The following is an 18,339-nucleotide window of genomic DNA, read 5'->3' on the forward strand; positions in this document are numbered from 1 at the left end:
TCCAACAAAGTTGCGCACAATGTGGTAGCCGCCACAGGCCGCTGTCAAGGCCGAGCCGGGACGCCCTCATACCGGGCGTATTCGGGCGTTGCGGCCGCGCCGCCAGCGGCCGAACCGGCGCGGCTATCGCGGGCGCGACATCGGAAACACGGCCCAACCCCCGGCTGCCTCAGCGGCAGCCGGGCACCGCGCGCACGTTGCGGGTCAGCTCGGCGCGGGCGGCCAGCTCGGCATCTTCCGGGTAGTCGACCCTGACCAGCACCAGCCCGTGCGCGGGGGCCACCGTGACGCCGTTGGCGCGTTCGGTGGACCGCAGCAGCTCGGCCGGCCAGCTCACCGGTTTGCGGCCGTCGCCGACCGCGAGCAGCGCGCCGACCAGGCTGCGCACCATGGAGTGGCAGAAGGCGTCCGCGGACACCGCGGCCAGGAGCACGTGTTCGCTCTCCGCACGCCATTCCAGCCGCTGGAGCTCGCGGACCGTGGTGGCGCCTTCCCTGCGCTTGCAGAAGGCGGCGAAGTCCCGTTCCCCGAGCAGCAGGGCGGCGGCCTCGTTCATCGCGGCCAGGTCCAGCTGACGCGGCACCGAGACGATCCGCCTGGCCTCCAGCGGGTCCACGCCGTAGGGCGCGGTGCCCACCCGGTACTCGTAGTGCCGCCGCAGCGCGGCGAACCGGGCGTCGAAGTCGGTGGTGACCACCCTGGCGGCGAAGACCCGCACGTCGGCGGGCAGCAGCCGGGCCAGCCTGCGCGGCAGACCGTCCACATCGGACTCGGCTGGCAGGTCGAGGTGGGCGACCTGGCCGGTGGCGTGCACCCCGGCGTCGGTGCGCCCGGCCACGGTCAGCGTGATCTCCCTGCGCAGCACCCGGGAGATGGCTTCCTCCAGCACCCCGCACACGGTGCGGCGGCCGGGCTGCTTGGCCCAGCCGGAGAAGTCGGTGCCGTCGTAGCCGAGGTCGAGGCGAACGCGCACGAGCCCGCCATCCCCAGCGGGGGTGGCGGGCTCGGCGGACTGGAGCTCAGTCGTCACTTCTTGGCGTCGTCGGCCTTCTCGGCGTCCTCGGCCTTGGCTTCCTCAGCCTTGGGCTCCTCGGCGGTCTCCGCCTTGGTGTCCTCGACCTTGGTCTCCTCGGCCTCGACGACCTCGGTACCGGTCACCGCGTCGGCCTTGGGGGCGTCCTTGGCGAACTTGGTGCCGCGGGCCTTCTCCGCCTCAGCGGTGACGGTCTTCTCGCCCACCAGCTCGATGATCGCCATCTGGGCGTTGTCGCCCTTGCGCGGCATCGACTTGATGATGCGGGTGTAGCCGCCGGGACGCTCCGCGAAGTGCGGGCCGATCTCGGCGAACAGCTTGTGCACCACGTCCTTGTCGCGGACGGTGCGCATGACCTCGCGGCGGTTGTGCAGGTCGCCGCGCTTGGCCTTGGTGATCAGCTTCTCGGCGAGCGGGCGCAGCCGCCGCGCCTTGGCCTCGGTGGTGGTGATCCGGCCGTGCTGGAACAGCTGGGTGGCCAGGTTGGCCAGCAGCAGCCGCTCGTGGGCCGGGGACCCACCGAGCCGGGCTCCCTTGGTGGGCGTGGGCATCGGTTACTCCTCTAGATCAAGCTCAACGCTGTGACGTGTCAGCGTCCACAGTGGACGGACAGCTCAGAGCTGCTCCGTCTCCGCGTAGTCCTGGCCATCGTCGTGGACGGTGTCGACGTGCCCACTTGCCCAACCCTCACCGGTGTACTCCGAGGCCGCGGCGGACGGGTCGAACCCGGGCGGGCTGTCCTTGAGCGCGAGCCCAAGGCCGGCCAGCTTCAGCTTGACCTCGTCGATCGACTTGGCACCGAAGTTGCGGATGTCGAGCAGGTCCGCCTCGCTGCGCGAGACCAGCTCGCCAACGGTGTGGATGCCCTCGCGCTTGAGGCAGTTGTAGGAACGGACCGTGAGGTCCAGGTCCTCGATCGGCATCGCGAACGCCGCGATGGTGTCCGCCTCGGCGGGCGAGGGGCCGATCTCGATGCCTTCGGCGTCGACGTTGAGCTCACGGGCCAGGCCGAACAGCTCGACGAGGGTCTTACCGGCCGATGCCACCGCGTCGCGGGGGGTGATCGACGGCTTGGTCTCCACGTCAAGGATCAGCTTGTCGAAGTCCGTGCGCTGCTCGACACGGGTGGCCTCGACCTTGTACGTCACCTTCAGCACCGGCGAGTAGATCGAGTCGACCGGGATCCGGCCGATCTCGGCGCCGGCCTGCTTGTTCTGCATGGCCGGGACGTAGCCGCGACCGCGCTCGACAACGAGCTCGATCTCCAGCTTGCCCTTGCCGTTCAGGGTGGCGATGTGCAGGTCGGGGTTGTGCACGGTGACACCGGCCGGCGGCACGATGTCGCCAGCGGTGACCTCACCGGGGCCCTGCTTGCGCAGGTACATGGTGACCGGCTCGTCCTCTTCGGAGCTGACGACCAGCTCCTTGAGGTTCAGGATGATGTCGGTGACATCCTCCTTCACGCCGGGCACCGTGGTGAACTCGTGGAGCACGCCGTCGATGCGGATGCTGGTCACGGCTGCCCCCGGGATGGAGGACAGCAGCGTGCGCCGCAGCGAGTTGCCGAGGGTGTAGCCGAAGCCCGGCTCCAGCGGTTCGATGACGAACCGGGAGCGGGTCTCGTTGACCGTGTCCTCGGCCAGCGTGGGCCGCTGGGAGATAAGCACTGTGGAACTCCTTTACCTGTCGGCGCCCGCTATTTGACGCCGTACTGGGCCTTGCCCCGGCGGCACACCCTTCGTGCCACCGGTCAGACGCAGTGCCGGGGCGACTGTCGCAAGACAGCCGCCCCGGTACACGTCACTTCGAGTAGAGCTCGACGATGAGCTGCTCCTGGACCGGGGTGTCGATCTGAGCCCGGACCGGGAGCGAGTGCACGAGCACACGCAGCGTCGACGGAACAACCTGGAGCCAGGCCGGCACCGGACGGTCGCCGAGGGCTTCCTTCGCGGCCAGGAACGGCAGCGTCGGCAGCGACTTCGGCTTCACGTCGATGATGTCGTACTGGGACACCCGGAAGCTCGGGATGTTGACCTTCTTGCCGTTGACCAGGAAGTGGCCGTGGGCCACCAGCTGGCGCGCCTGACGCCGAGTGCGGGCCAGGCCGGCGCGGTACACGACGTTGTCCAGCCGCGACTCGAGGATGATCAGCAGCGCCTCACCGGTCTTGCCGGTGACGCGACGCGCTTCCTCGAAGTAGCGACGGAACTGCTTCTCCAGCACGCCGTAGGTGAAGCGGGCCTTCTGCTTCTCCTGCGACTGCAGCAGGTACTCGGACTCCTTGATGCGAGTCCGGCCGTGCTGGCCAGGGGGGTACGGACGGCGCTCGAAGGAGCGGTCGCCGCCGATGAGGTCAACCTTGAGCCGACGAGACTTACGAGTCGCGGGACCGGTGTAACGAGCCATCGTGAATTACTCCTTCCCGCGCTTAGACCCGGCGCCGCTTGGGCGGGCGGCAGCCGTTGTGCGGCTGCGGGGTCACGTCCTGGATAGTGCCGACCTCAAGACCAGCGGCCTGGAGGGAACGGATCGCGGTTTCCCGGCCAGAGCCAGGGCCCTTCACGAACACGTCGACCTTGCGCATGCCGTGTTCAGCGGCCTTGCGGGCACAGTTCTCCGCGGCCATCTGGGCGGCGAACGGCGTCGACTTGCGGGAGCCCTTGAAGCCGACGTGGCCTGCGGACGCCCAGCTGATCACGTTGCCCGCGGGGTCCGTGATCGACACGATCGTGTTGTTGAACGTGCTCTTGATGTGGGCGAACCCATGAGAGACGTTCTTCTTTTCCTTGCGCCGGATTTTCTTGACCCCGGCGCCCGTACGGGACTTCGGTGGCATGTTGCGGTGATCTCCTAGCTAGCGCGAGGTCTTACTTCTTTCCGGCCTTCTTCTTGCCGGCGACCGTCTTCTTCGGGCCCTTGCGGGTGCGCGCGTTGGTCTTGGTGCGCTGGCCTCGCACGGGCAGGTTGCGGCGGTGCCGCAGCCCCTCGTAACAGCCGATCTCGATCTTCCGGCGAATGTCGGCCTGAACCTCGCGGCGGAGGTCACCCTCAACCTTGAAGTGGTTCTCGATGTACTCGCGGAGCTTGACGACGTCGTCGTCAGTGAGCTCGCGAACACGCAGGTCGGCGCTCAGGCCGGTCGCGCCCAGGATCTCCCGGGAGCGAGTACGGCCAATGCCGAAAATGTAGGTCAGCGCGATCTCCAACCGCTTCTCGCGGGGAAGATCGACGCCAGAGAGTCGTGCCATGCGGCGACTTTCTCCTTCGTCGTATCTCCAGGTCTTCTCCCCGACCGCCCCACGAGTCGACTCGATAACTCGTGGGCCCCGGCCTGGAGTCCGGGGGTCAGTCGCGGTACCTCAGTACCGGACAGGTTCGGGGAGGCTTGTGTGGTTTGTCGTCCGGATCAGCGACCCGAAGTGCGGGTGATCAGCCCTGACGCTGCTTGTGACGCAGGTTCTCGCAGATCACCATGACCCGCCCGTGACGGCGGATCACCTTGCACTTGTCGCAGATCTTCTTGACGCTCGGCTGGACCTTCACGGTCGTGCACTCCTGCTTGGCCGCGTGTCCTGGGGGCACCAGGACACCGTGGAGGTCACTTGTAGCGGTAGACGATGCGGCCACGGGACAGGTCGTAGGGCGAAAGCTCCACGACTACCCGGTCCTCGGGCAGGATGCGGATGTAGTGCTGCCGCATCTTGCCGCTGATGTGTGCAAGGACCCTGTGGCCGTTCTCCAACTCGACGCGAAACATCGCGTTGGGGAGCGGCTCGACTACGCGGCCCTCGACTTCAATGGCCCCGTCCTTCTTGCCCATGTCCTCCGCGTTTCGTGACGGTGATGATCTGGCAAACCCGATCAGACTAGGAAAGACCCCTGATCAGGCGGTGTACGGGCAGTCGAGGAGCCCGCTACCTTCGAGACCCTGGATGACCGCCGGGGTGCACACCAGAAGTGCGAAACACCGGTCGCCAGGCAGCTGAAGTACAGCCACGGGCACGTCGGAACGGGCACAACGAGATGCGCCGTTGCTCCAGTGTAGGCGCAGTATGCGCTGGTCTCCAAACCGGGGTGGTTCAGCCGCGCTCGCCGCGCTGCCGCTCACCGCGTCTGCTCATCCAGCTGAACAGCTCGATGGCCCCCCAGATGCCCACCGGCCAGAGGAACCAGGGGTAGATCCCCTCGCCAGTGACCAGCGCCATGCCGGCCCACACCGCGACCATGATCGCGCTGGCGATGAGCCACGTCCGCACTGATTCGCTCACGTCAGCCAGGGTGGCAGCACGCCCCGTCACCAGGCGTCATCCCCGATGGGGATTCGAGGGGGTCCCTGAGATGGAGCCTGGCCGGCCCGGCGCCCGGGTGGCGCTTGTTACGCCTCGTCCAGGTCCGGACACAGACAATGGCAAGAGGGGGTGCCATGACGAGCCCGGAGGAGCGCTTCACCGCGCTGTACGAGCGTCACTACGAGGACATCGCCCGGTACGTCCGCCGCCGCGCGCCCGATGTCGAGTGCCGGGACGCGGTCGCCGAGGTCTTCCTCATCGGCTGGCGCCGGTTCGCCGAGGTGGAGCGGACCAGGACGCCGCTGCCGTGGCTGTACGGGGTCGCGCGGCGTGTGCTGGCCAACGAGTTCCGCAGCGCGGGACGGGCGCGGAACCTGCTCGACCGGATCACCCGGCACACCGGCCCGGCCGAGGCTCCGAACCACGCCGAGGAGACAGCCGTGCGGGTGTCGGTGGCCGCCTGGTTCGACCGGTTGCCGGAACCCGACCGCGAGGCACTGCGACTGATCGCCTGGGAGGGCCTGTCCACCAGGGACGCGGCCCTGGCACTGGGCTGCAGCCCGGCGGCGCTGGCGATGCGGCTGCACCGGCTACGGCGCAGGCTGCGGCGAGAACTGGTCGCCACCACTCCACAGCCGGGCCCGGACAGGTTGGTCAACCTCTCGACAGGAGGCCAGTGATGACACGAGCACAAGACGAGCTGAGGCAGCTCATCGCCGGACTGGATCCCTCGGTCGCTGACCAGTCGAGCCCGGGTCCGGGCGAACGTGCGACTGACCTGCGCCGCATCCTCGGCTCCGAGCCGCCGGTCCGCACGCGGGGCACCCGGTCACGGCGTGTTCTGCTGCTCGCCGCAGCGGCCGCGGCCGTCGTGGTGACGGGCGCCGCCCTGCTGCCGGGGAGCAGTCCGCGCGCGCAGGCCGCGACACCGGCGCCGCTGGTCGTCGAGCCGCCGGCCGGACCGGGTCGTGCGGCCGCGGACCTCTTGCGGGAGCTGGCCACGGTCACCGAACGGCTGCCCGAGCCGCGCACCGACGGCCTGGCCGAGCACCTCCGGATGGAGAGCTGGTACCTCAACAGCCAGGTCGACCGCACCGGCGCGGTGTCGGCGGTGGTGCCCGGCGAGACGGATCGGTGGCGCTTCCCCGACGGTTCGGCCGCTGTGCGGACACAGGTCAAGGAACCGGCGTTCGACTCCACCGAGGACCGGCGGCGCTGGGTGAGCGAGGGCTCCCCCGGCTGGGACATGACGCCGAAGAACGAACGGTTCGGCCCAGGCGAAGAGGCCACGGCTTTCGACGGTCCGCCCCCTGGCGAGGCCGCTCGGTTCGCGCGCTGGTTGCGCCGGGGCTTCGACTTCGCCCAGGAGCCGTTCCGCGTCTTCACCGCGGCCACCGACGCCGCACGCACCCACGTCCTGCTCCCGCGCCAGCGTGCCTGGCTGCTCCGCGCGCTGGCGGACACCCCCGGCTTCACCTACGACGGGATGACCACCGACCGTGCCGGCCGCCGCGGCCACAGCGTCACCCTGATCGACGCCAGCGGGCCGCCCACCCGCCGGACGCTGGTCATCGACCCGGCGGATGGGCGCATCCTCGACCGGGAGGAGATGGTGACCTCCGATCCGGGGGAGCTCAACGTGCGGGTGCCCGCGGTCATCAGCTACGAGGTCTACCTGATCGCCGAGCACGCGGCAGGCCCGCGGTGAGCGCGGCGCCGCGGGCAGGGTAGTCCTGCCCGCGGCATCGCTCACGCCTCAGCCGTGCACGAGCCGGGCCCGGTCGTTGTACTCGCCGCCGACGGAGGGGCTGACCTCCCAGTACTCGACGTCGACCTGCCTGGCCCCGCCCGGCAGGTGGTATTCGAGACCGCCGTTGTCCCACCGGATTTGCCGGTTGTGGTACGAGGACATCTTGTAGTGGAAGTTCCAGATCGCGAGGTCGTGCCACTTCTCCTCATTGAAGATCAGCCGACGACCATGACCGTTCTCATGCTCGAACAGGCAGAACCACAGGTTCGAGCAGTCGTTGATATCCGCGATGCTCGCCGGAGCGACGCCGCGAGCTCGCGCCACGGACACGACCTTCGGGTCCTTGGCCTTGTCCCAGCCAACGGCCGCGTTGGCCTCGGCGTTGGTGCGGAAACACCGGGTGTCGGTATCGGAGAAGACCACGCACGACTGTGCCTCGCCCCAACCCTCCGCCAGGCTGATCTGCCTGCCCTCGAACTGCGCCATCGCCCCCATCGGCCTGGCCTCCCCGGCGGCCAGGGCGGCAGTCGTCACACCGGTCGTGATGACCATCGCACCGGCGAGCACCACGGCCAGCTGCTGTCGCATTCTCATCGAACCCCCTGAATATCGGTCTGACGAGAAGAAATTAGCGACAATCGGCGGATTTGCCCCTGTCCCGGAGACCGGTTCTCAACCTGTCCGCAAGAACAGGATTAGCCAGCGCGATGACCTGTCCTCGCCCGGTCAAGCCGAGCTTTCCGAGCACATTGGACACGTGGTATTTCACGGTGCGCACTGTGATCGACAGTCGTTCAGCCATGTTCGCGTTGGACAGCCCCGCGGCGAGCAGCAGCATGACCTCACGCTCACGCGCGGTGAGCCCCGCGTTGGCCACCAGCGAGGCAGGGCCCTCGCCTGCCGCGGCGGCCAGATCCACCAGCCGCGCGGCCAGCGGACCAGTGAGCCAGGCGTTGTTCCGGCCGACCGCGGTGACCGCCTGCGCCAGGTCGCCCAGGTTGACGTTGGCGTCAGCCAGGCCACGCGCCCCGGCTCGCAGCAGCTCGACAAGGTGCTCGTCGCTGCCTCCGGCGAGCAGGACGACCACACCGACGCCGAGTTCGGACCGGAGCCCACGCACCAGTTCCGTGGTGAGCGGCAGCACGTCCTCGGCGACGACCACGTCTGCCGCCAGCCGTCGCGCCTCCTCAGGCAACCTGGCGGCGCTGTCGAGCTCGCCGACCACCGTCAGGTCCGGCTCGGTGGCCAGCTGCGCGCGGACGCTGCGCCGCCAGGCGCGATAACGCAAGCACAGCAGTACCCGGACGCCGGCACGACGTCCTTCATCAATAACTCCCACGTCCTCGTCCCCCCTTGCCCACGACAGTTGTCGCGGGTTCAACGGGGAGCTTGGCGCAGGCGGACTTGCCCGGCCGGGTACTGCGGGCGGAATGACCTGAAGAGCGCAACGGCGCCCGGGGCCGAAGCCGCCGGGCGCCGTCGCGCGATGCTGTGGTCAGTCCTCCAGGGCGGTGAGCACCCAGGGGCCGTCCTCGGTGACCGCGACGCTGTGTTCCCAGTGCGCGGCGCGGGAGCCGTCGTCGGTGATGACGGTCCAGCCGTCCTCGAGCTCGATGGTGTCATCGCTGCCCAGGGTGACCATGGGTTCGACCGCGATGGCCATGCCGACCTTGAGCTTGGGGCCCTTGCCCGGCTTGCCGCGGTTGGGCAGGAACGGCTCCATGTGCATCTGGCTGCCGATGCCGTGGCCGCCGTAGTCGGCGACGATGGCGTAGGCCAGCCCGTCCCGCTTGGCCGCGGCCACCACCGCGGTCTCGATGGCGTGGCTGATGTCGCTGAGCCGGTTGTCCGGGCGGACCGCGGCGATACCGGCGACCATCGACTCCCGGCAGGCGTTGGACAGCTTCAGCTCCTGCTCGGTCACCGTGCCGATGGCCAGGGTGACCGCGGAGTCGCCGTGCCAGCCATCCAGGATCGCGCCGCAGTCCACCGACAGCAGGTCGCCATCGGCGAGCACCTGCTCCCGGTTCGGGATGCCGTGCACGACCTGCTCGTTCACCGAGGCGCAGATCGAGCCCGGGAAGCCGTGGTAGCCCTTGAACGAGGGCACCGCGCCGGCGTCCCGGATGGTCTGCTCGGCCAGCTCGTCCAGCTCACCGGTGCTCACCCCGGCCTTGGCCGCCGAGGCGACCGCGGCCAGGGTGCGTGCCACCACCAGGCCGGCGGCGCGCATGGCCTCCAGCTCGGTGCGAGTCTTGATCTCGATTCCGCGTCCGCGCCTGAGCACGGGCCCCGCCCTTCTACCTACGGTTGTTGAGCGCGTCCAGCGCGCGGCCGGTGATCTCTTCGACCGTGCCGACCGCGTCCACCTTCAGCAGGATGTCCGCGTAGTAGTCGAGCAGCGGTGCGGTCTCCGAGCGGTACACCTGCTGGCGCCGCCGGATGACTTCCTCGTTGTCGTCGGAGCGGCCGCGGGCGAGCAGCCGCTCCACCACGACGTCCTCGGCCACCGCGAACTCCAGCACCGCGTCCAGGGCCTCGTCGTTCTCCTTGAGGATCTGGCCGAGCACGTCCGCCTGCGCGGTGTTGCGCGGGAAGCCGTCCAGCAGGAAGCCGTTCACCGCGTCCGCCTCGGCCAGCCGCTCCCGCACCATCGAGTTGGTGACCGAGTCCGGCACCAGCTCACCGGCGTCCAGGTAGCGCTTGGCTTCCTTGCCCAGAGCGGTCTCCTGGCCGACGTTGTACCGGAACAGCTCGCCGGTGGAGATGTGCGGCACACCGAGCTTCTGACTCAGCACGGTGGCCTGCGTACCCTTGCCCGCTCCGGGCGGGCCGACAAGAACGAGTCGCACTAGCGGAGGAACCCTTCGTAGTTACGCTGCATGAGCTGGCTCTCGATCTGCTTCACCGTGTCCAGGCCGACGCCGACCATGATCAGCACAGCGGTGCCGCCGAACGGGAAGTTCTGGTTCTGCCCATCGCCGGTGACACCGAGGAAGAAGTTCGGCAACACGGCGATGATGCCCAGGTAGAGCGAGCCCGGCAGGGTGATCCGGCTCAGTACGAACTGCAGGTACTCGGCCGTCGGGCGGCCGGGGCGGATGCCAGGGATGAACCCGCCGAACTTCTTCATCTCGTCGGCGCGCTCGTCCGGGTTGAACGTGATCGCCACGTAGAAGTACGTGAAGAAGATGATCAGCAGGAAGTACAGCGTGATGTGCACCCAGCTGCGCTGGTTGACCACCTGGTCGCGCAGGAAGATCTGCCACCAGCTCGCCTCGCCCGCGCCCTGGGTCAGCCTGGTGATCAGGTCCGGCAGGTACAGCAGCGAGGAGGCGAAGATGACCGGGATGACACCGGCCTGGTTCACCTTCAGCGGCAGGTAGGTCGAGGTGCCGCCGTACATCCGGCGGCCGATCATGCGCTTGGCGTACTGGACCGGGATCCGGCGCTGCGCCTGCTCCACGAAGATGACGCTGGCGATGATGACCAGGCCGAACACGCAGATGATGGCGAAGGTGACGCCGCCCTGGCGCAGGATGTTGGCGCCCTCGGCCGGGATCCGGGCCGCGATCATGGTGAAGATCAGCAGGGACATGCCGTTGCCGATGCCGCGCTCGGTGATCAGCTCACCCAGCCACATGATCACTGCGGTGCCCGCGGTCATCGTGATCACGATGACGATCAGGCCGAAGATGCCCTTGTCCGGGATGATGTCCAGCGTGCAGTTCTGGAACAGCTGACCTCGCACCGCGAGCGCGGTGAACGCGGTGGCCTGCAGGATCGCCAGCGCGATGGTGAGGTAGCGGGTGTACTGGGTCAGCTTGCCCTGACCGGCCTGACCCTCCTTGCGCAGCTGCTCGAACCGCGGGATGACCACGGTGAGCAGCTGGATGATGATGCTCGCGGTGATGTACGGCATGATGCCCAGCGCGAAGATCGACAACTGCAACAACGCACCACCGCTGAACAGGTTCAGCAGGGTGTAGATGTTGTTGGCGTTGTCACCCTCGGCCTGCCGGATGCATTCCTGGATGTTGGGGTAGGAAACCCCTGGCGACGGCAGGGTCGCGCCCAGGCGGTAGACCGCGATGAGCGCGAGGGTGAAGAGGATCTTGCGGCGTAGGTCAGGCGTCGCAAGAGCCGAGCGGAAGGCGCTGAGCACGCAAGACCTCCTCGGCGTGGCCGGCCCGGTTGGCCGACTACTGACGGACCCGGCCCGCTGGCCGGCTGTACCTCACCTGGCGAGCGGAACTCGCGCAGTCCAGGGACGCATCGCACCACCACAGCGCGAAGCGTGCTGACGACTTTAACAGCCTGGATCTCCGTGCCCACCCCTACCGTCGGATTGACCTTGGGAATGCGTGGAACGGAGTACCGGGCCGCAAACTGGAACGGGCCGGCGGGTCGCCCCGCCGGCCCGTTCCACGAGCTAACAGCTCACAGCACGGTGGTGGAGCCACCAGCTGCGTTGATCTTGTCCATCGCGCTCTGGGAGAACTTGTGCGCGGTGACGTCGAGCTTCACCCCGCCCAGGTCCCCGTCGCCGAGGACCTTGACCAGCTTGCCCTTGCGGACCAGACCGGCGTTGACGATGTCCTCCACCCCGATGGCGCCCCCCTCGGGGAACAGCCGGGCCAGGTCGGTCACGTTGACCGGCTGGTACTCGGTGCGGAACGGGTTCTTGAAGCCCTTGAGCTTCGGCAGCCGCATGTGGATGGGCATCTGCCCACCCTCCAGGCGCGCGGGGACGTTCTTGCGCGCCTTGGTGCCCTTGGTACCACGACCCGCGGTCTTGCCCTTGGAACCCTCACCACGACCCACACGGGTCTTGGCGGTGTTGGAGCCAGGGGCCGGACGCAGGTGGTGCAGCTTGATAGTCATCAGTCAGCGACCTCCTCGACCGCCACCAGGTGCCGCACGGTGTGGACGAGGCCACGGACCTGCGGGCTGTCCTCACGGACCACCGACTGGCGGATCTTGCGCAGACCCAGGGTGCGAAGCGAGTCGCGCTGGTTCTGCTTGCAACCAATGGTGCTGCGCAGCTGGGTGATCTGGAGCTTGGCCACGAGGATCACGCCCCCTGTCCAGCTCGGGCCCGCAGCATGCCGGCCGGAGCAACGTCCTCCAGCGGCAGGCCACGACGCGCGGCGACCTCTTCAGGGCGCTGCAGCATCTTCAGCGCGGCGACGGTGGCACGCACGATGTTGATGGCGTTGTCGCTACCCAGCGACTTGCTCAGCACATCGTGGATGCCCACGCACTCCAGCACGGCACGCACCGGGCCACCGGCGATAACACCGGTACCGGGGCTGGCCGGGCGCAGGAGCACGACGCCGGCGGCGTCCTCGCCCTGGACCGGGTGCGGGATGGTGCCCGCGATGCGAGGGACGCGGAAGAAGCTCTTCTTCGCCTCCTCGACACCCTTGGCGATGGCGGCCGGAACTTCCTTGGCCTTGCCGTAGCCGACGCCGACCATTCCGTCGCCGTCACCCACGATCACCAGCGCGGTGAAGCTGAAACGACGACCACCCTTGACCACCTTCGCGACGCGGTTGATCGCAACCACGCGCTCGATGTGCAGGCTCTTCTCCTGGGGAGCTCCGCCACGACCGGAGTCGCGACGGTCGCGGCGGTCACGCCGCTCGCCACGCTCGTTGCCCTGGCCACCCGGACCGCCCTGGCCGCCGCCGAATTGCCGTGTACGTCCCGGCATCAGGCGTTCCTTCCTTCAGTGCTCTGCATGACTCTCAGAACTCCAGCCCGTGCTCGCGCGCGGCGTCAGCCAGCGCGGCGATGCGGCCGTGGTAGTCGTAGCCGCCCCGGTCGAAGACGACCTTGGCGATTCCGGCTTCCTTGGCCCTGGCCGCGACCAGCTCGCCCACCTTGGCAGCGCGAGCCTTCTTGTCGCCGTCCAGCGCGCGGATGTCCGCCTCCAGGGTGGAGGCCGAAGCCAGGGTGTGACCGGCGAGGTCGTCGATGACCTGCGCGACGAGGTGCCGCGAGGACCGGGTGACCACCAGACGCGGGCGATCCGGGGTTCCGCTGATCTTCTTGCGGAGCCGGAAGTGCCGACGCGTACGGGCCACGCGACGCAGGGTGGAGACGTCCTTGCCTGCGCGCTTGCGCTTGACGATTGTTGTCTCGCTCATGCTCACTTACCCGTCTTTCCGACCTTGCGGCGGATGTTCTCGCCCGCGTAGCGCACGCCCTTGCCCTTGTACGGGTCCGGCTTGCGCAGCTTGCGGATGTTCGCCGCAACCTCGCCGACCTGCTGCTTGTCGATGCCCTGGACCGAGAACCGGGTGGGGGACTCGACGACGAAGGTGATGCCTTCCGGCGGGGTCACCTTCACCGGGTGGCTGTAGCCGAGTGCGAACTCCAGCTCGGAGCCCTTCAGCGCCACGCGGTAACCGACGCCGTGGATCTCGAGCTTCTTCTCGTAGCCCGCGGTCACACCGACGACCATGTTGTTCACCAGGGTGCGCGACAGACCGTGCAGCGCGCGGCTGCGACGCTCGTCGTTCGGGCGCTTGACCTGGAGCACGCCGTCCTCGTCCCGCTCGACCAGAATCGGCTCGACGAGGGTGTGCGCGAGAGTGCCCTTGGGGCCCTTCACGGTGATGCTGGGGCCGTCGATCTTGACGTCCACACCGGCGGGCACGGGGATCGGGAGCTTACCGATACGCGACATGTCTACTCCCCTCCCTTACCAGACGTAGGCGAGGACTTCCCCGCCCACACCCTGCTTGTTGGCCTGCCGGTCGGTCAGCAGACCGGTCGACGTGGAGATGATGGCAACGCCCAGCCCGCCCAGCACCTTCGGCAGGTTGGTGGACTTGGCGTAAACCCGCAGACCGGGCTTGGAGACGCGCCGGAGGCCGGCGATGCTCCGCTCACGGTTGGGGCCGTACTTGAGCTCGACGACGAGATGCTGGCTCTTCTCGCCCTGCTCGGTCCGGTGGCCGGAGATGTAGCCCTCGCGCTGCAGGATGTCGGCGATCGACGCCTTCAGCTTCGAGTGCGGCATCACGACCTGGTCGTGGTACGCCGAGTTGGCGTTGCGCAGACGGGTGAGCATGTCTGCGATCGGATCGGTCATCGTCATGGTGACCTTGTCAACCTTTCTCGCCGGGGTTCCCGCACGGGCCTACGGCGAAGTGGAAATCAGCGGGGCGTGGGCCAAGCAGCCTGGATCACCAGGAGGACTTGCTCACGCCGGGAAGCTCGCCCCGGTGGGCCATCTCGCGGAGGCACACCCGGCACAAGCCGAACTTACGGAAGACCGAGTGCGGACGGCCGCAGCGCTGGCAGCGGGTGTAACCCCGAACCTTGAACTTCGGCTTGCGCGCGGCCTTCTGGACAAGCGCCTTCTTCGCCATGAATCAGTTCTCCTTGAACGGGAAGCCCAGGAGCTTCAGCAGCGCCCGGCCCTCCTCGTCGGTGCCGGCGGTGGTGACGACGGTGATGTCCATACCGCGCGGACGGTCGATCGAGTCGGGGTCGATCTCGTGGAACATCGACTGCTCGTTCAGACCGAACGTGTAGTTCCCGTTGCCGTCGAACTGCTTCGGGGACAGACCGCGGAAGTCACGGATACGCGGCAGCGCGATGGTCAGCAGCCGGTCCAGGAACTCCCACATGCGGTCGCCGCGCAGGGTGACCTTCGCGCCGATCGGCATGCCCTCGCGGAGCTTGAACTGCGCGATGGACTTGCGCGCCTTGCGCACCTCCGGCCGCTGGCCGGTGATGGTGGCCAGGTCGCGGATGGCGCCCTCGATCAGCTTTCCGTCGCGGGCGGCATCACCGACACCCATGTTCACGACGATCTTCACCAGGCCGGGGATCTGCATCCGGTTGGCGTAGACGAACTGCTCCTGCAGCGCGCCCGTGATCTCCTCGCGGTAGCGGCCCTTGAGCCGCGGAGCGATCTTCTCTGCGGTCGTCATGATCAGATGTCCTTACCGTTCCGCCGCGAGATACGGACGCGACGACCCTCGTCGTTGGTGCGGTAACCAACGCGGGTGGGCTTGCCGTCGGAGTCCACGACCATCACGTTGCTCACGTGGATCGAGGCCTCCTGGGTCACGATGCCGCCGGTCTGGGCGCCACGCTGGGTCTGCGAGACCCGCGTGTGCTTCTTGATCCGGTTGACACCTTCGACGAGGACGCGGTCGGTGTCCGGGTAGGCCTGGATGACCTTGCCCTTGGCGCCCTTGTCCTTGCCGGCGATGACGACGACCGTGTCGCCCTTTTTGATCTTCATGTCAGAGCACCTCCGGCGCCAGCGAGATGATCTTCATGAACTTCTTGTCACGCAGCTCGCGGCCGACCGGGCCGAAGATGCGGGTACCGCGGGGCTCGGTCTCGTTCTTGATCAGAACGGCCGCGTTCTCGTCGAACCGGATGTAGGAACCGTCCGGACGGCGGCGCTCCTTGACCGTGCGAACGATGACCGCCTTGACGACGTCACCCTTCTTCACGTTGGCGCCGGGGATCGCGTCCTTGACGGTGGCGACGATGACGTCGCCGATACCCGCGTAGCGACGCGACGAACCACCGAGAACGCGGATGCAGAGGATTTCCTTCGCACCCGTGTTGTCGGCGACGCGCAGTCGCGACTCCTGCTGAATCACTTACCTTCTCCTTGACCCATACTGGCGTGCCAGATTTCCGACCTGACACGCGCGGTCCCGTCCCGCTCGCGCGGGGCGGTGGTGTTACTTGGCCTTCTCCAGGACCTCGACGAGCCGCCAGCGCTTGGTCGCCGACAGCGGCCGGGTCTCCATCAGCAGCACGCGGTCACCCACGCCCGCGGTGTTGGCCTCGTCGTGCGCCTTCACCTTGGTGGTGGTGCGCAGGACCTTGCCGTACAGCGGGTGCTTCTTGCGGTCCTCGAGCGCGACCACGATCGTCTTGTCCATCTTGTCCGCGACAACGTAGCCCTCGCGGGTCTTACGGTTGTTGCGCACCTCAGTGCTCTCGACATTCTCGCTCATGCTGCACCTTCACCTTCAGCGGATGCCGTGACCTCGTCCGGCGAGACGGACAGGCCCAGCTCACGTTCCCGCATCACGGTGTAGATACGGGCGATCTCGTGCCGGATGGCACGCAGACGCCGGTTGTTGTCGAGCTGCCCGGTCGCCATCTGGAAGCGGAGGTTGAACAGCTCCTCCTTGGCCTCCCGAAGACGCAGCACGAGCTCCTCGTTGGTGAGCTCACGCAGCTCGGAAGCGGTGTTCGTCGCTGCCATCAGAACTCACCACCCTCACGCGTGACGATGCGGCACTTCATCGGAAGCTTGTGGATCGCGCGGCGGAGCGCCTCGCGGGCCACGGTCTCGTTCGGGAAGCTCATCTCGAAGACGACGCGACCCGGCTTGACGTTGGCCACCCAGTACTCCGGCGAACCCTTACCGGAACCCATGCGGGTCTCGGCAGGCTTCTTGGTGAGCGGACGGTCCGGGAAGATGTTGATCCAGACCTTGCCGCCACGGCGGATGTGCCGGGTGATGGCGATACGAGCGGACTCGATCTGCCGGTTGGTCACGTAGGCCGGCTCCAGAGCCTGGATGCCGAACTCGCCGAACGTGACCCTGGTGCCACCCTTTGCGGCGCCGGAGCGGCCGGGGTGGTGCTGCTTGCGGTGCTTGACCCTGCGCGGGATGAGCACGACTCAGCCCTCCGTCTTCTCAGCCGCGCTGCCGTTGCCGGACTCGGCCGCGGCGGGGGTGGTGTCGACCGGCTCGGTCGCGGCCTCGGCCGCGGCGCGCCCGGCCTCGGTGCTCGTCGGCGTGGTGCCGGAGGCGCCGGAGCGACGACGGCTCGGACGCTCGCGCCGCGGGGCGCGGTTGTCCGGTGCCGCGGCGGCGACGGTCTCGCGACGGCCGCCGATGACGTCACCCTTGTAGATCCACACCTTCACGCCGATCCGGCCGAAGGTGGTGCGCGCCTCGTAGAGGCCGTAGTCGATGTCCGCGCGCAGCGTGTGCAGCGGGACGCGACCCTCGCGGTAGAACTCCGAGCGCGACATCTCGGCACCGCCGAGGCGGCCACCGCACTGCACCCGGATGCCCTTGACCTGCGGCGAGCGCATGGCGGACTGGATGCCCTTGCGCATCGCGCGCCGGAAGGACACGCGGTTGGACAGCTGCTCGGCGACCATCTGGGCAACCAGCTGGGCGTCCGACTCGGGGTTCTTGACCTCGAGGATGTTCAGCTGGACCTGCTTCTTGGTGAGCTTCTCCAGCGCACCGCGAATGCGGTCGGCCTCCGCGCCGCGGCGACCGATGACGATGCCGGGCCGAGCGGTGTGGATGTCGACGCGAACCCGGTCCCGGGTGCGCTCGATCTCCACCTTCGAGATACCGGCACGCTCCATGCCGCGGGCGAACATCTTGCGGATCTTGACATCCTCCGCGACGTACTCCGCGTACTGCTTGTCTGCGTACCAGCGGGACTTCCAGTCGGTGGTGATTCCCAGCCGGAAGCCGTGCGGGTTGATTTTCTGGCCCACTACCGGCCACTCCCCTTCACGCTGGACTTGCGAGCCTTGCTGACCACCTTCGGACGGGACTCCACCTCGACGGTGATGTGGCTGGACCGCTTGAGGATCCGGAACGTGCGCCCCTGGGCGCGCGGCTGGATCCGCTTCATGGTCGGCCCCTCGTCAACGAACGCCGCGCTCACCCAGAGGGTGTCGGGGTCGAGTTCGAGGTTGTTCTCGGCGTTGGCCATGGCACTGGCGAGCACCTTCGCCACCGGACCGCTTGCGGCCTGCGGCGCGAACTGGAGCACGGCCAGGGCTTCCTGGGCGTTACGGCCCTTGATCAGCTCGACCACGCGACGCACCTTCATGGGCGTCATGCGGACGTAGCGGGCCCGCGCCACTGCGCGCGGAAGCTGCTCCACGCCTGCGGCATCGTTACCCATTGCTGTTACCCCTTGCTCTTTGTTCGTGTCACTGGCCGCGTCAGCGGCGACGCGACTTCCGGTCATCCTTGATGTGGCCCTTGAAGGTGCGGGTGGGGGCGAATTCGCCCAGCTTGTGCCCGACCATGGACTCGGTGACGAACACCGGGACGTGCTTGCGGCCGTCGTGCACCGCGATGGTGTGACCCAGCATGTCCGGGATGATCGTGCTACGACGGGACCACGTCTTGATCACCGTCTTCTTGCTGCCCTCGTTCTGCGCGTCCACCTTCTTGAGCAGGTGGTCGTCAACGAAGGGGCCCTTCTTCAGGCTGCGAGGCATCCTTCACTCCCTTC

General features: G+C 67.9%; 32 protein-coding genes. 2 read left to right on the forward strand and 30 right to left on the reverse strand.

Features of this window, described 5'->3' with window-relative positions:
- Positions 1-169: 169 nt before the first annotated feature.
- The 9 genes from truA to ACWDY5_RS03965 all read right to left on the reverse strand — a co-directional run bounded on the left by truA (position 170) and on the right by ACWDY5_RS03965 (position 5,301).
- A complete protein-coding gene (truA, locus tag ACWDY5_RS03925; RefSeq protein WP_449720857.1) occupies positions 170-1,030 on the reverse strand; it encodes a tRNA pseudouridine(38-40) synthase TruA in 861 nt (286 codons plus the stop codon).
- Entirely contained in the window at positions 1,027-1,584 is a 558-nt protein-coding gene (rplQ, locus tag ACWDY5_RS03930) for a 50S ribosomal protein L17 (RefSeq protein WP_283661792.1), read from the reverse strand. Before rplQ ends, truA begins: the two co-directional genes overlap by 4 nt.
- A gap of 63 nt (positions 1,585-1,647) precedes the next feature.
- Positions 1,648-2,700 carry a DNA-directed RNA polymerase subunit alpha gene (locus ACWDY5_RS03935; RefSeq protein WP_252480575.1) on the reverse strand — a complete coding sequence of 351 codons (1,053 nt, stop codon included), beginning with the start codon at positions 2,698-2,700 and terminating at the stop codon, positions 1,648-1,650.
- Between the two features lie 133 nt (positions 2,701-2,833).
- Entirely contained in the window at positions 2,834-3,439 is a 606-nt protein-coding gene (rpsD, locus tag ACWDY5_RS03940; protein ID WP_252480574.1) for a 30S ribosomal protein S4, read from the reverse strand.
- A gap of 22 nt (positions 3,440-3,461) precedes the next feature.
- Positions 3,462-3,869, reverse strand: coding sequence for a 30S ribosomal protein S11 (gene rpsK / locus ACWDY5_RS03945; protein WP_252480573.1), 408 nt, complete (start codon positions 3,867-3,869; stop codon positions 3,462-3,464).
- A gap of 31 nt (positions 3,870-3,900) precedes the next feature.
- Positions 3,901-4,281, reverse strand: a complete 381-nt coding sequence (rpsM, locus tag ACWDY5_RS03950; RefSeq protein ID WP_185000400.1) for a 30S ribosomal protein S13 — start codon at positions 4,279-4,281, stop codon at positions 3,901-3,903.
- Positions 4,282-4,462: 181 nt separating this feature from the next.
- Positions 4,463-4,576: a 50S ribosomal protein L36 gene (rpmJ, locus tag ACWDY5_RS03955; protein WP_010148647.1), complete on the reverse strand. Its 114-nt coding sequence runs from the start codon at positions 4,574-4,576 to the stop codon at positions 4,463-4,465.
- 55 nt (positions 4,577-4,631) lie between these two features.
- Positions 4,632-4,853 (reverse strand): translation initiation factor IF-1, encoded by a 222-nt coding sequence (infA, locus tag ACWDY5_RS03960; protein ID WP_029136093.1) that lies wholly within the window; start codon positions 4,851-4,853, stop codon positions 4,632-4,634.
- A 259-nt stretch (positions 4,854-5,112) separates the two neighbouring features.
- Positions 5,113-5,301: a hypothetical protein gene (locus ACWDY5_RS03965; protein ID WP_252480571.1), complete on the reverse strand. Its 189-nt coding sequence runs from the start codon at positions 5,299-5,301 to the stop codon at positions 5,113-5,115.
- Between the two features lie 155 nt (positions 5,302-5,456).
- Here ACWDY5_RS03965 and ACWDY5_RS03970 point away from each other — a divergent pair, with 155 nt between their 5' ends.
- Together ACWDY5_RS03970 and ACWDY5_RS03975 are read left to right on the forward strand one after the other, a co-directional pair.
- On the forward strand, positions 5,457-6,002 hold the full coding sequence (locus ACWDY5_RS03970) for an RNA polymerase sigma factor (RefSeq protein WP_449720858.1): 546 nt from the start codon (positions 5,457-5,459) through the stop codon (positions 6,000-6,002).
- Positions 6,002-7,030 (forward strand): CU044_5270 family protein, encoded by a 1,029-nt coding sequence (locus ACWDY5_RS03975; RefSeq protein WP_449720859.1) that lies wholly within the window; start codon positions 6,002-6,004, stop codon positions 7,028-7,030. The genes ACWDY5_RS03970 and ACWDY5_RS03975 overlap by 1 nt, the downstream gene beginning before the upstream one ends.
- 48 nt (positions 7,031-7,078) lie before the next feature.
- Here ACWDY5_RS03975 and ACWDY5_RS03980 read toward each other — a convergent pair whose 3' ends face one another.
- The 21 genes from ACWDY5_RS03980 to rpsS all read right to left on the reverse strand — a co-directional run bounded on the left by ACWDY5_RS03980 (position 7,079) and on the right by rpsS (position 18,325).
- The gene (locus ACWDY5_RS03980) at positions 7,079-7,660 is read right to left on the reverse strand and encodes a peptidase inhibitor family I36 protein (RefSeq protein WP_449720860.1); all 582 of its coding nucleotides are present in this window, start codon (positions 7,658-7,660) and stop codon (positions 7,079-7,081) included.
- A 40-nt stretch (positions 7,661-7,700) separates the two neighbouring features.
- A complete protein-coding gene (locus ACWDY5_RS03985) occupies positions 7,701-8,411 on the reverse strand; it encodes a LuxR C-terminal-related transcriptional regulator (RefSeq protein WP_449720861.1) in 711 nt (236 codons plus the stop codon).
- Between the two features lie 156 nt (positions 8,412-8,567).
- On the reverse strand, positions 8,568-9,359 hold the full coding sequence (gene map / locus ACWDY5_RS03990; protein WP_449720862.1) for a type I methionyl aminopeptidase: 792 nt from the start codon (positions 9,357-9,359) through the stop codon (positions 8,568-8,570).
- A 13-nt stretch (positions 9,360-9,372) separates the two neighbouring features.
- Positions 9,373-9,924, reverse strand: coding sequence for an adenylate kinase (locus ACWDY5_RS03995; RefSeq protein ID WP_252480566.1), 552 nt, complete (start codon positions 9,922-9,924; stop codon positions 9,373-9,375).
- Positions 9,924-11,237, reverse strand: a complete 1,314-nt coding sequence (gene secY, locus ACWDY5_RS04000) for a preprotein translocase subunit SecY (protein ID WP_252480565.1) — start codon at positions 11,235-11,237, stop codon at positions 9,924-9,926. The genes ACWDY5_RS03995 and secY overlap by 1 nt, the downstream gene beginning before the upstream one ends.
- Before the next feature lie 275 nt (positions 11,238-11,512).
- The gene (gene rplO, locus ACWDY5_RS04005; RefSeq protein ID WP_252480676.1) at positions 11,513-11,959 is read right to left on the reverse strand and encodes a 50S ribosomal protein L15; all 447 of its coding nucleotides are present in this window, start codon (positions 11,957-11,959) and stop codon (positions 11,513-11,515) included.
- Positions 11,956-12,141 carry a 50S ribosomal protein L30 gene (rpmD, locus tag ACWDY5_RS04010; RefSeq protein WP_252480675.1) on the reverse strand — a complete coding sequence of 62 codons (186 nt, stop codon included), beginning with the start codon at positions 12,139-12,141 and terminating at the stop codon, positions 11,956-11,958. Before rpmD ends, rplO begins: the two co-directional genes overlap by 4 nt.
- Positions 12,142-12,146: 5 nt before the next feature.
- The gene (gene rpsE, locus ACWDY5_RS04015) at positions 12,147-12,788 is read right to left on the reverse strand and encodes a 30S ribosomal protein S5 (RefSeq protein WP_247755561.1); all 642 of its coding nucleotides are present in this window, start codon (positions 12,786-12,788) and stop codon (positions 12,147-12,149) included.
- Positions 12,789-12,822: 34 nt separating this feature from the next.
- Positions 12,823-13,224, reverse strand: a complete 402-nt coding sequence (rplR, locus tag ACWDY5_RS04020) for a 50S ribosomal protein L18 (protein WP_449720863.1) — start codon at positions 13,222-13,224, stop codon at positions 12,823-12,825.
- A gap of 2 nt (positions 13,225-13,226) precedes the next feature.
- Positions 13,227-13,766, reverse strand: a complete 540-nt coding sequence (rplF, locus tag ACWDY5_RS04025; protein ID WP_449720864.1) for a 50S ribosomal protein L6 — start codon at positions 13,764-13,766, stop codon at positions 13,227-13,229.
- Between the two features lie 15 nt (positions 13,767-13,781).
- Positions 13,782-14,180, reverse strand: coding sequence for a 30S ribosomal protein S8 (rpsH, locus tag ACWDY5_RS04030; RefSeq protein ID WP_247755558.1), 399 nt, complete (start codon positions 14,178-14,180; stop codon positions 13,782-13,784).
- A gap of 88 nt (positions 14,181-14,268) precedes the next feature.
- Positions 14,269-14,454 carry a type Z 30S ribosomal protein S14 gene (locus ACWDY5_RS04035; RefSeq protein WP_185000420.1) on the reverse strand — a complete coding sequence of 62 codons (186 nt, stop codon included), beginning with the start codon at positions 14,452-14,454 and terminating at the stop codon, positions 14,269-14,271.
- Between the two features lie 3 nt (positions 14,455-14,457).
- A complete protein-coding gene (rplE, locus tag ACWDY5_RS04040; protein WP_252480562.1) occupies positions 14,458-15,021 on the reverse strand; it encodes a 50S ribosomal protein L5 in 564 nt (187 codons plus the stop codon).
- 2 nt (positions 15,022-15,023) lie between these two features.
- Positions 15,024-15,338, reverse strand: a complete 315-nt coding sequence (rplX, locus tag ACWDY5_RS04045) for a 50S ribosomal protein L24 (protein WP_252480561.1) — start codon at positions 15,336-15,338, stop codon at positions 15,024-15,026.
- A gap of 1 nt (position 15,339) precedes the next feature.
- Positions 15,340-15,708: a 50S ribosomal protein L14 gene (gene rplN, locus ACWDY5_RS04050; protein ID WP_209707277.1), complete on the reverse strand. Its 369-nt coding sequence runs from the start codon at positions 15,706-15,708 to the stop codon at positions 15,340-15,342.
- Positions 15,709-15,792: 84 nt separating this feature from the next.
- The gene (gene rpsQ, locus ACWDY5_RS04055) at positions 15,793-16,071 is read right to left on the reverse strand and encodes a 30S ribosomal protein S17 (protein WP_252480560.1); all 279 of its coding nucleotides are present in this window, start codon (positions 16,069-16,071) and stop codon (positions 15,793-15,795) included.
- Positions 16,068-16,325, reverse strand: a complete 258-nt coding sequence (gene rpmC / locus ACWDY5_RS04060; RefSeq protein ID WP_449720865.1) for a 50S ribosomal protein L29 — start codon at positions 16,323-16,325, stop codon at positions 16,068-16,070. The genes rpsQ and rpmC overlap by 4 nt, the downstream gene beginning before the upstream one ends.
- Positions 16,325-16,744, reverse strand: a complete 420-nt coding sequence (rplP, locus tag ACWDY5_RS04065; protein WP_185000430.1) for a 50S ribosomal protein L16 — start codon at positions 16,742-16,744, stop codon at positions 16,325-16,327. The genes rpmC and rplP overlap by 1 nt, the downstream gene beginning before the upstream one ends.
- Positions 16,745-16,747: 3 nt before the next feature.
- Positions 16,748-17,587 carry a 30S ribosomal protein S3 gene (gene rpsC, locus ACWDY5_RS04070; protein ID WP_252480559.1) on the reverse strand — a complete coding sequence of 280 codons (840 nt, stop codon included), beginning with the start codon at positions 17,585-17,587 and terminating at the stop codon, positions 16,748-16,750.
- The gene (gene rplV, locus ACWDY5_RS04075) at positions 17,587-18,003 is read right to left on the reverse strand and encodes a 50S ribosomal protein L22 (protein ID WP_252480558.1); all 417 of its coding nucleotides are present in this window, start codon (positions 18,001-18,003) and stop codon (positions 17,587-17,589) included. Before rplV ends, rpsC begins: the two co-directional genes overlap by 1 nt.
- A gap of 40 nt (positions 18,004-18,043) precedes the next feature.
- Positions 18,044-18,325 (reverse strand): 30S ribosomal protein S19, encoded by a 282-nt coding sequence (gene rpsS / locus ACWDY5_RS04080; RefSeq protein WP_252480557.1) that lies wholly within the window; start codon positions 18,323-18,325, stop codon positions 18,044-18,046.
- Positions 18,326-18,339 lie beyond the last annotated feature (14 nt).

The sequence above is a fragment of the Crossiella sp. NPDC003009 genome (genome assembly GCF_053591555.1).

Bases quoted from the DNA above. Each gene is read 5' to 3' on its own strand.
- rplQ (WP_283661792.1), bottom strand. From the start codon at position 1,584: ATGCCCACGCCCACCAAGGGAGCCCGGCTCGGTGGGTCCCCGGCCCAC.
- rpsD (WP_252480574.1), bottom strand. From the start codon at position 3,439: ATGGCTCGTTACACCGGTCCCGCGACTCGTAAGTCTCGTCGGCTCAAG.
- rpsK (WP_252480573.1), bottom strand. From the start codon at position 3,869: ATGCCACCGAAGTCCCGTACGGGCGCCGGGGTCAAGAAAATCCGGCGC.
- rpsM (WP_185000400.1), bottom strand. From the start codon at position 4,281: ATGGCACGACTCTCTGGCGTCGATCTTCCCCGCGAGAAGCGGTTGGAG.
- infA (WP_029136093.1), bottom strand. From the start codon at position 4,853: ATGGGCAAGAAGGACGGGGCCATTGAAGTCGAGGGCCGCGTAGTCGAG.
- ACWDY5_RS03970 (WP_449720858.1), top strand. From the start codon at position 5,457: ATGACGAGCCCGGAGGAGCGCTTCACCGCGCTGTACGAGCGTCACTAC.
- ACWDY5_RS03975 (WP_449720859.1), top strand. From the start codon at position 6,002: ATGACACGAGCACAAGACGAGCTGAGGCAGCTCATCGCCGGACTGGAT.
- ACWDY5_RS03980 (WP_449720860.1), bottom strand. From the start codon at position 7,660: ATGCGACAGCAGCTGGCCGTGGTGCTCGCCGGTGCGATGGTCATCACG.
- rpsE (WP_247755561.1), bottom strand. From the start codon at position 12,788: ATGCCGGGACGTACACGGCAATTCGGCGGCGGCCAGGGCGGTCCGGGT.
- rplR (WP_449720863.1), bottom strand. From the start codon at position 13,224: ATGAGCGAGACAACAATCGTCAAGCGCAAGCGCGCAGGCAAGGACGTC.
- rplF (WP_449720864.1), bottom strand. From the start codon at position 13,766: ATGTCGCGTATCGGTAAGCTCCCGATCCCCGTGCCCGCCGGTGTGGAC.
- rpsH (WP_247755558.1), bottom strand. From the start codon at position 14,180: ATGACGATGACCGATCCGATCGCAGACATGCTCACCCGTCTGCGCAAC.
- ACWDY5_RS04035 (WP_185000420.1), bottom strand. From the start codon at position 14,454: ATGGCGAAGAAGGCGCTTGTCCAGAAGGCCGCGCGCAAGCCGAAGTTC.
- rplE (WP_252480562.1), bottom strand. From the start codon at position 15,021: ATGACGACCGCAGAGAAGATCGCTCCGCGGCTCAAGGGCCGCTACCGC.
- rplX (WP_252480561.1), bottom strand. From the start codon at position 15,338: ATGAAGATCAAAAAGGGCGACACGGTCGTCGTCATCGCCGGCAAGGAC.
- rpsQ (WP_252480560.1), bottom strand. From the start codon at position 16,071: ATGAGCGAGAATGTCGAGAGCACTGAGGTGCGCAACAACCGTAAGACC.
- rpmC (WP_449720865.1), bottom strand. From the start codon at position 16,325: ATGGCAGCGACGAACACCGCTTCCGAGCTGCGTGAGCTCACCAACGAG.
- rplV (WP_252480558.1), bottom strand. From the start codon at position 18,003: ATGGGTAACGATGCCGCAGGCGTGGAGCAGCTTCCGCGCGCAGTGGCG.
- rpsS (WP_252480557.1), bottom strand. From the start codon at position 18,325: ATGCCTCGCAGCCTGAAGAAGGGCCCCTTCGTTGACGACCACCTGCTC.